Origin of the sequence: Desulforegula conservatrix Mb1Pa, assembly GCF_000426225.1 — a bacterium.
Lineage (GTDB): Bacteria > Desulfobacterota > Desulfobacteria > Desulfobacterales > Desulforegulaceae > Desulforegula > Desulforegula conservatrix.
The window spans coordinates 1-8,170 of sequence record NZ_AUEY01000111.1 but is presented as its reverse complement, the minus strand read 5'-3'; the positions used below and the strand labels follow the sequence as shown (position 1 = coordinate 8,170).

13 protein-coding genes are annotated in these 8,170 nt (G+C 39.0%); 12 read left to right on the top strand and 1 reads right to left on the bottom strand.

Features of this window, described 5'->3' with window-relative positions; genetic code table 11:
* Both K245_RS27465 and K245_RS0119945 read left to right on the top strand, forming a co-directional pair.
* Positions 1 to 181 (top strand): integrase core domain-containing protein (locus tag K245_RS27465; RefSeq protein ID WP_027360607.1); only part of this gene is annotated, 181 nt, incomplete at its 5' end.
* Positions 182 to 1,122: 941 nt separating this feature from the next.
* Positions 1,123 to 1,545 carry an SH3 domain-containing protein gene (locus tag K245_RS0119945; RefSeq protein WP_027360604.1) on the top strand — a complete coding sequence of 141 codons (423 nt, stop codon included), beginning with the start codon at positions 1,123 to 1,125 and terminating at the stop codon, positions 1,543 to 1,545.
* Positions 1,546 to 1,742: 197 nt separating this feature from the next.
* Here the strand turns inward: K245_RS0119945 and K245_RS0119940 are convergent, their stop codons facing one another.
* Positions 1,743 to 2,084 (bottom strand): hypothetical protein, encoded by a 342-nt coding sequence (locus K245_RS0119940; protein WP_027360603.1) that lies wholly within the window; start codon positions 2,082 to 2,084, stop codon positions 1,743 to 1,745.
* Positions 2,085 to 2,200: 116 nt separating this feature from the next.
* Here K245_RS0119940 and K245_RS0119935 point away from each other — a divergent pair, with 116 nt between their 5' ends.
* The 10 genes from K245_RS0119935 to K245_RS0119890 all read left to right on the top strand — a co-directional run bounded on the left by K245_RS0119935 (position 2,201) and on the right by K245_RS0119890 (position 7,683).
* Positions 2,201 to 2,626, top strand: coding sequence for a hypothetical protein (locus tag K245_RS0119935; RefSeq protein WP_027360602.1), 426 nt, complete (start codon positions 2,201 to 2,203; stop codon positions 2,624 to 2,626).
* Positions 2,627 to 2,740: 114 nt separating this feature from the next.
* A complete protein-coding gene (locus tag K245_RS0119930; RefSeq protein ID WP_027360601.1) occupies positions 2,741 to 3,298 on the top strand; it encodes a hypothetical protein in 558 nt (185 codons plus the stop codon).
* Between the two features lie 91 nt (positions 3,299 to 3,389).
* Positions 3,390 to 3,788, top strand: coding sequence for a DUF4279 domain-containing protein (locus K245_RS0119925; RefSeq protein ID WP_027360600.1), 399 nt, complete (start codon positions 3,390 to 3,392; stop codon positions 3,786 to 3,788).
* Between the two features lie 185 nt (positions 3,789 to 3,973).
* The gene (locus K245_RS0119920) at positions 3,974 to 4,207 is read left to right on the top strand and encodes a type II toxin-antitoxin system Phd/YefM family antitoxin (RefSeq protein WP_027360599.1); all 234 of its coding nucleotides are present in this window, start codon (positions 3,974 to 3,976) and stop codon (positions 4,205 to 4,207) included.
* Positions 4,208 to 4,588, top strand: a complete 381-nt coding sequence (locus K245_RS0119915; protein WP_035277764.1) for a type II toxin-antitoxin system VapC family toxin — start codon at positions 4,208 to 4,210, stop codon at positions 4,586 to 4,588.
* 111 nt (positions 4,589 to 4,699) lie between these two features.
* Positions 4,700 to 5,176, top strand: coding sequence for a hypothetical protein (locus tag K245_RS0119910; RefSeq protein ID WP_156906860.1), 477 nt, complete (start codon positions 4,700 to 4,702; stop codon positions 5,174 to 5,176).
* Positions 5,177 to 5,262: 86 nt separating this feature from the next.
* Complete coding sequence (locus K245_RS0119905; RefSeq protein WP_156906859.1) at positions 5,263 to 5,760, top strand: hypothetical protein; 498 nt, start codon at positions 5,263 to 5,265, stop codon at positions 5,758 to 5,760.
* Positions 5,761 to 5,847: 87 nt separating this feature from the next.
* Complete coding sequence (locus K245_RS0119900; protein WP_027360595.1) at positions 5,848 to 6,459, top strand: hypothetical protein; 612 nt, start codon at positions 5,848 to 5,850, stop codon at positions 6,457 to 6,459.
* A gap of 136 nt (positions 6,460 to 6,595) precedes the next feature.
* Positions 6,596 to 7,171, top strand: a complete 576-nt coding sequence (locus K245_RS0119895) for a hypothetical protein (protein WP_027360594.1) — start codon at positions 6,596 to 6,598, stop codon at positions 7,169 to 7,171.
* A gap of 98 nt (positions 7,172 to 7,269) precedes the next feature.
* Positions 7,270 to 7,683, top strand: a complete 414-nt coding sequence (locus K245_RS0119890; RefSeq protein ID WP_027360593.1) for a hypothetical protein — start codon at positions 7,270 to 7,272, stop codon at positions 7,681 to 7,683.
* Positions 7,684 to 8,170 lie beyond the last annotated feature (487 nt).

Below are 8,170 nucleotides of genomic sequence, written 5' to 3'. Positions count from 1 at the left end.
GTGGAGAAGTTTGAAATATGAGGAGGTTTATCTGAAGGCCTATGGAAGCATGTCAGAAGCGAGACACAAAATTGGCGATTATCTGAGGTTCTACAACACAAAAAGGCCTCACCAGAGCTTTAAGAATAATACGCCTGATAAAACATATTTTGAAGGTCTGGAAATTCCAATCGCCGCTTGAAGCTTTTATTAAAAATATGAGACACAGAGGTCAAAATTATATAAGGATTTGTTGATAGGATTTTCACTTATATTTTCAGAAAATCTGTCCAATCAAAACCGACCACTTATTTAACTATCGAATTCATGGTCAGAAATGTGGCTTTAGTGAATCATATATTTATGCAATATCTCATGATCTGTATCCGTTCTTCTATCAAGATTATTCTCTTCACGAAGAACCTCGAGATCCGTATTCTGACTGTTATAGAATAAGTGGTGACGAGGTGGCCAATGTACTTAAATATATTGATGATGAATGGATAGAAGGGAATGTTTACGATTTTTATACCTTGGAGAATCATTTTGGAGGTAAGGAGTATCGTTTGCAGCTAATCTGCATTCTTCGCTACTGTTTTTTGGATCAACGGTTCGATAAGAATCTATGGGATAAGTTGGTTGAAAATGCACCAATAGAAGCCAAATCTATTACACGAGAGTTAGCGGAATGGGAAATTTGAAGTGTAAAAGGCTATCTTCTAACAAGTCGCCCAAGCTGACGCCGACACGCACCGGTTTCACCAGCGAAACAGCGGCGGCGCAGCTTAGCTCACCGTTGTAGCTCCGGGCAATTAATGTTTTCATTTTTCGGTATAACGCTTTCGCTTTGGCAGCTTATTCGCTAAATCATACGTTGCCAGCGCTTTTGGCCTTCGGGCCGCAGTTTCAAAAGCCCAAAATTCTTTTAAGACGCTGCTTTCGTTTGGCAATGTTTTCCCAATCGCTTGGCAGCACTTTTGATAAAATCGAATATATCGCACTCTTCGGCTTCCGCGCGGGCTACAACAAGTCGCCCATGCCGACGCCGAGGGCCTGCGTCGCTTGAATCAAGCACAGCGGCGGCGCGGCTTAGCTCACCGTTAGCGTTCATGATTAATTTCAGAATTGTTCTATAAGCTCTAAATGAGATCATTATTAAAAAAAGACTTTTTAATTTTAGCTACTACCTTAGTTCTGAGCTTCGGCTATTCATTCTGTGGCATTATTTCAATCGCAGGTGAGATAAATAAAAATGCGTGGATCTCTGCGGAAAATGTCCCATTACGAAAAGAACCAGAATTCATTACAGACTGGCTATGTTTACTAAATTATGGTCAACAGATTAAAATTATTGAAGAAAAAAATGATTGGGTAAAGGTGCAACTGATAGATGCGCCATATTGGGAATACGACGGTACTCAATGGTTACAAAAACGCGGTAATGACTGCATAAATCAATATGGCTGGCTTAATAAAAGTTTATTGCTAAATACCAAACCAGGTAAACCCAAAAGAGAAAAAATACTTTTTAAGGCATTTAGTCCAGCATTTAATAATAAAAACTAAAAATTGATCGCTAACAAGTCGCCCAAGCTGACGCCGCCACGCACTGATTTCACCAGTAAAGCAGCGGCGGCGCAGCTTAGCTCACCGTTAGACCTTTTGATTCCTAATTTTTTGGTATTCTTGAGGCTGTTTCGGGATTCTAACTTTATCGCCAAACTCAGCGCAGTTAACGTTTTGGGCTTTTTCTGCTCTGTGGCTCAAAGTTTAGCTTTTGACTTTTCAGGAGTTTCTCCAGTCATGTAGTAGCTGGTTTGCTCCAGCTGTAGCAGCGGCAGGTTTTCACCAGCTTTAGCAAAGGTTCCTTGGTAACTCATTCGGGATTTGTTGTTTTCCAGCTTTTTGGTTTTGGCAATTTTGAGCTTTGAATTTCTCCAGCTTAAGCAGTGGCAGCCGTTCTCCATGTTTTGGAAAGTTTGGTTTTCCCCAGCAATTGCAAAAGTAGTTTGGTAGCTCATTTGGGTTTTGCAGTTTTCTGATTTTTGTGTTTTGACAGGGCAATGTTTTATCTTTGCCTGTAAATTGTTTAATAATCTGGGCATTCTTGTTGCTCATCAAAAAACTGGTCTAACAAGTCGCCCAAGCTGACGCCGAGTGCGTCCGGTTTCTCCAGTAAAGCAACGGCGGCGCAGCTTAGCTCACCGTTATGTTTATATAAATGATAAAACGAATATTAATTGTAATTTCAATTGTTTTTATTGCCTTTGTTGCAATCTTTTCCCCAAGATTGATTTGGGAGTATCAAACAAAATCAATCTTGGAGGGGTTATTATCCTCAATTAATATAAATGACTTCGACTTAACTGAAGGTGGCAATGACGGGATAAAAAAAAAGTTTTTTGAAACACCAATAGAATCAGAGGTCGGTATAATAAGGCTAAAGGATGGCTCTATAGTTAAATATGCTTTTCAGTCACACCACCTAAACCAATATGATTCAATTTCTTTTTTTCAGTTCAAAGACGAAGTAAAAATAGTATTTGGCTATTTCTGCTGTGAAGTAATGTTTGGTGAGAATCAACATTTTGCTAATTGGAATCAACTTGTAGAATTTCTATCTACTATAGACGGGCAAAAGCCATAGAACTAAAACATAACAAGTCGCCCAAGCTGACGCCGACACGCACCGATTTTACCAGTAATGCAGCGGCGGCGCAGCTTAGCTCACCGTTAGCGTGCTGATTTTAAGGTACACGTGATGAAAGAAAAACAATTGGTTCAAGTTATCAATGAACGTCTTATATTAGGCCAAAAGAAACACGATATTTTTTTAAGCCTAAGTCCACAAGTTGAAGATACTGAAAGATTAGGTTGGTTGATTTCTCACTCGCCATATCCAGAGCTAAGGGAAAAATACAAAGCTCAAACTATGTTTCTTTCGCTTCTATGTTTTTTATATCCATTTCTCGATTTATTAGAGTCATTTAAGTTTACAGAACTATGTCATTCCCAAAAGATTTTTTATCTTAAACCACTGTTGTTTATCTTAATTTTTTGGAAGTATGCTATTGATAACCTAAAATTTAGGCCAATTTCTTCATATATTATCTCAGCGCTTGGTTGTTTTTTTAGCATAGGTACTCTGTTTGTCATTATTTCCAAAAGGGAAATAACAGACGCAATATTAATACAATTGTGTGCTGATTTACTTCTTTTTTTAGTTGGGCTATGGGTATTAAAGCATCTGGCTCCAGCGGGCTTATTGCTACACATAAAAATCCCGCGAGATAATAATGGGAACATTTTTTTTGATTAATTTTTGAGTCGCTAACAATCCGTTCATGCCGACGCCGGGGGCCTGCGTCGCTTGAACCGAGCACAGCGGCGGCGCGGCATACCTTTCCGTTATGCTAATAGAAATTATGGAACAATTTACAATTAGAATAGCAGGCTTTGGATTACCAGATGAATTTATCACGGACTCTTTAGGTCTGAATGCCTTGAATGTTAATCGTAAAGGTGAAATATGGAATATAAGAACTGGCAAATGCTATGAAGAGAATATTATCTTTGTTAAAGATAAAACGACATATGAATCGGGCTTCGAGGAAGCATTAGATAGATTAATTGTATTGTTTAATAGTTGCCCTATGATTTCAGAACTCTTTACTAAATGCAGTTACAAAGAATTACAAATTTGGGCGTCAATGGGTGATGAAAAATTAGTGCCGAGTATTCATTTATCACCAGAACACGTTTTATTTCTATCATCAATTAATGCGCATATCGATATAGATATTATATAGAAAGGCATAACAAGTCGCCCAAGCCGACGCCGACACGCACCGATTTTTCCAGTAAAGCAGCGGCGGCGCGGCTTAGCTCACCGTTAACTGTTTCCATTATGTTTCTTCCCTCTAAATGCTTTTTGCTTGACGGTATTGCATCCCAAGTTTATACTTAAAAGTATAAACTTATATAAGGAGGGCCCATGAAGGCTACCGCAAAAGACCTCAGATTTCATTCAAAAGAGCTACTAGATACGGTCAATCGGGGAGAGGAAGTTGTCATTACCTTCCGTGGAAAACCCTGTGCCAAGCTTGTTCCCTACAGTGAATCAACAGAAAAAATGTCAAAAAATGAACTATTTGGTATCTGGAAAAACAATGATTGTACTCAAAACGTTGATGAATATGTTAGAGGCTTGAGAAAGGGCAGGTTTTAAATGGTGCTCATAGATACCGATGTAATCATCTGGTACATGAGAGGTAACGAGAATGCCTTTGATATTATAGAAAATTCAAATGGTTTCTTTATTTCTGTCGTTACTTACATGGAACTGGTTCAAGGAATGAGAAACAAAAAAGAGTTAACCTGTCTCCGAAAAGCTCTTCATGGCTGGAATACAAAAATTCTTTATGTTTCTGAAGACATATCGGCAAAAGCCATGTTTTTTGTAGAGCAGCATTTTTTAAGTCATTCAATTCAATTGGCTGATGCATTAATTGGATCTACTGCCATTGCTTATGGTCTTCCAATTCTTACAGGAAACGAAAAGCACTATAAGGCTATGGGCGATATAAAAATAAATAAGTTTATCCCATAAAGAAAGGGCAGTTAACAAGTCGCCCAAGCCGACACCGACACGCACCGATCTCACCAGCAAGGCAGCGGCGGCGCGGCTTAGCTCACCGTTAGCCGTATAATTATGGGCAACATGACTCAAAATAAAATCATGGAAATAATTGATAACGCCGGAATTTGCATTTCCACGGCAGCAGCTGGAGTTGGTAGGGAGCTTGCTTTCAGCAAAGGCCTCAAGCGGACAGTAGTTATTCATTTCGCAGACACAGATTTTCCGGGAAATGTCAAAAAGACATTGGGTGTTATATTGGAATCTGAGTCCCAGTGGTTTCTCATCAAGCGCTATGGGGACTTGGAGGTTAAACAATTCACAGTATCTGAACTGCCTACTCTTTTAAGTTTTCTAATTTCTGTATATTCTCGCATAAAACTGGAGAATGATGACCTGTATATCATTGGTGCAAATGGCAAGGCATTTCTGTCTTATAACCATCATATGTTCAGCAATGGCCTGCCCGTTTTTTTGTCAGATGTCTCTGTTGCAAGCACTTTGCTATTAAGGCTAAATGAACTTGGTGCAGAATTTGAATTGTTTTCAAAAAACGGCTAACAAGTCGCCCAAGCCGACGCCGACACGCACGGTTTTCACCAGCAAGGCAGCGGCGGCGCGGCTTAGCTCACCGTTAGAGGTTAAATTTGTCAGATCACTCTGAACCATTCAAAGAAGTCTGCGCTAACTTTGGCGCTGCTATGTACTTTGCTCAAGTATTAGAGCACGGAATTGCCAACGCCCTTCTATTTCTTGACTTTATTCCGCGTACTCGTGGTAAGTGGACTCCAGAAGAATACGATGCTTTTTTTAATCAGAACTTTGATAAAACTCTTGGGAATCTAATTAAAACTTTAAAAAATGTTAGTTCGCTACCGGCAATATTGGAAGTAGATCTCCAAAAATCAAAAGAAAAAAGAGCCTTTTTAGCACATCATTTTTTTCGTGAGCGAGCTGACGCTTTCGTATTAGGTAAGTTTGATGATGCGATTCAGGAGCTTGAAGCATTTCAGAATTTTTTTAGGGAAACGGATATGGCTCTTCAAAATTTTGTTAAGCCTATAACAGATAAAATAGGTCTTTCTGAGCAATGGTTTCAAGAAGCTTTGAGTTTTTATAAATCTCAGCTTAGAAATGACCTCTAACAAGTCGCCCAAGCTGACGCCGACACGCACCGATTTCACCAGTAAAACAGCGGCGGCGCAGCTTAGCTCACCGTTAGGTAACTTTTGATGTCTAATATGCGAGTTTCTATATTTATTATTCTCTTTCTAATCAATTTACCTGCTTATGCAGCAGAGCAAGGACCTATTGGCAATCCTTGGAAACTTGATCAATCTCCATCAAGAGACATTTCTATTGGTTTTTATCGCGCTAAAAAAAATGAACTGAATCAGATATGGCTTACTTCTGAGAAGGCAAATCTAAAAAAGCATTTTCTTCTTTATGAGTTTGAGAGAGATGCAGATGTTATTTTTTCTAATGACGAAAAATGGTTGGCTATAAATGATCGTTTAGGAAGTAATGTCTCTGAAGTCCGTCTATTCAATAAAAAAAGTGATTTAGAATATGTTGAGGTTAAACAAGCTAATGTGACAGGTAAAACATGGGCTTTCTTTTTCAAAAATAATAATCTTAAAATTGATTCAGAGTTAAGTCATTCATACATAGAGTGCATCCGCTGGTCTGGAGACTCAAATTCTATTTTGGTGGTATTGAAAGGACATACAGACAAAGATCATTATCTTGATGATTGGGTATGTGTTTATAATACAAAAAATCTTAGTCCGACTTTAGATTTTAAAATATTTAACCAGAATTCAGTACATTTTAAAAAACCATAATGCTTTTTAAAAATTTAAAAATATTGTATATTCAGCTACTTATACCTAACAAGTCGCCCAAGCCGACGCCGACATGCACCGATTTCACCAGCAAGGCAGCGGCGGCGCGGCTTAGCTCACCGTTATGTGAGAAATAATGACATTCAAAATTAGAACAGACGCAGATGATCTGTATGAATCAGCATACAGGGAACACCTCAGTAGATTTCCAAAAAGAAATCATACAGATCTTTGGCGTTATTTTTACTGGGACTTTTTTCATGATGGTCAAATTAGAGACATAATCTTTCGGGATGGAGCTGATAAGCTTATTATAGAGATTTCATGCCCAAATATCAGGAGAAAGACCGGTAAAAACGATTATGAATACATAAACATCGATTTTCTATGCACATTTTCTGATTTGTTCTATTTTAAATTCATAAAAGGTGCGGATTCAGAAGATACTGACAGATCCAATTCGGGACGGTTTACTTTTTTAAGTTCTGAAATAAACACATTGGCAGAACATATTCCGGCAAAAAAAGACGATGATTTCGGAGAATATATGTCGATGATTATCGAAGTAATGCCCGCATATGGTTCAGGTGATTCTTCATTCATTGAATTTGTCTTTGGTGGAGTAAGCGTTGAAGCGATTGAAAATACGGCGTTTCAATTGATGTTAGCATCTCCAGATTTTGAAGTCCCAATATATAATGAAAACGAATGATCACATAACAAGTCGCCCAAGCCGACGCCGACACGCACTGATTTCACCAGCAAGGCAGCGGCGGCGCGGCTTAGCTCACCGTTAGCAGGAGTTATAAAGTGTGTATACTCCACGTTACAAGCAACACAGATTCATTCAAAGAGTTTATTAAAAGTACGAGTCTTCCTGTATTGTGGTCATACGAAAAGGGTGATGATAGTTCTAAAGGTAAGCGACCACCAAAGGATCACTATGCTTTTGCTTGTGATGTTAGCAAAAAAGAATGGAATAATTTCTCTGGTCAAGTAAGCGATTCAATTGCGTTTTTACAAAACAATTTTGCTGAATTAAAAAAGCTGATAAAACTATATAGAATTGATGATATTCGTTTAGATTTCCCAGTAGAAAGCCAATTGATCAGAAACGAATTATTTAGCCAGTGCGACTTTCTTCCATCTGAGCTTATTAAGCTTGCAGGCCAGCTTAACATGGGGATAGAAATTTCTCAGTATTGGCCAGCTGAAGATGAATAAAATACCTGCTAACAAGTCGCCCAAGCCGACGCCGACACGCACCGATTTCACCAGTAAGGCAGCGGCGGCGCGGCTTAGCTCACCGTTGGAAATCTGTTTCCGGGGTATTGCCAGGTTTTTTAAGCTTTCGCGCTCTGGCTCAGTTGGCAAATATAAGTTGTTAAAGCTTTTGCCTTTTCTGTTTTGTCGCTCGGATAAATTGCTTGGCTTTTTTAGCTCCGTATTTCCAGCTTTGCGCTAAAGTTCTTTGGCATTTCCTCAGCTTGCAGTTGTTTCAGCTTTATTGGTTTTGCCTTTTGCTGCTGTGTAATTTCCGATTTGGCGGCAAAGTAGTCTTGGTTCCTTATTTTTTGCTTTTATTGCTGTGTCTGCTTTAAAGCTGTTGCGGGGTTAAGCTTTTCGGGGTTGCTCCATCAGCTTTTGTTAATGGCAGCGCTGTTTCCTTTTAAGCGCCTAATTTCCAACAAGTCGCCCAAGCTGACGCCGA

Excerpts from the sequence above, each read along its gene's own strand:
- K245_RS0119930 (WP_027360601.1), top strand. The coding sequence starts at position 2,741 with ATGAAAGAAAAACAATTGGTTCAAGTTATCAATGAACGTCTTATATTA.
- K245_RS0119940 (WP_027360603.1), bottom strand. The coding sequence starts at position 2,084 with ATGCCCAGATTATTAAACAATTTACAGGCAAAGATAAAACATTGCCCT.
- K245_RS0119935 (WP_027360602.1), top strand. The coding sequence starts at position 2,201 with ATGATAAAACGAATATTAATTGTAATTTCAATTGTTTTTATTGCCTTT.
- K245_RS0119900 (WP_027360595.1), top strand. The coding sequence starts at position 5,848 with ATGTCTAATATGCGAGTTTCTATATTTATTATTCTCTTTCTAATCAAT.
- K245_RS0119915 (WP_035277764.1), top strand. The coding sequence starts at position 4,208 with ATGGTGCTCATAGATACCGATGTAATCATCTGGTACATGAGAGGTAAC.
- K245_RS0119910 (WP_156906860.1), top strand. The coding sequence starts at position 4,700 with ATGACTCAAAATAAAATCATGGAAATAATTGATAACGCCGGAATTTGC.
- K245_RS0119920 (WP_027360599.1), top strand. The coding sequence starts at position 3,974 with ATGAAGGCTACCGCAAAAGACCTCAGATTTCATTCAAAAGAGCTACTA.
- K245_RS0119895 (WP_027360594.1), top strand. The coding sequence starts at position 6,596 with ATGACATTCAAAATTAGAACAGACGCAGATGATCTGTATGAATCAGCA.
- K245_RS0119925 (WP_027360600.1), top strand. The coding sequence starts at position 3,390 with ATGCTAATAGAAATTATGGAACAATTTACAATTAGAATAGCAGGCTTT.
- K245_RS0119945 (WP_027360604.1), top strand. The coding sequence starts at position 1,123 with ATGAGATCATTATTAAAAAAAGACTTTTTAATTTTAGCTACTACCTTA.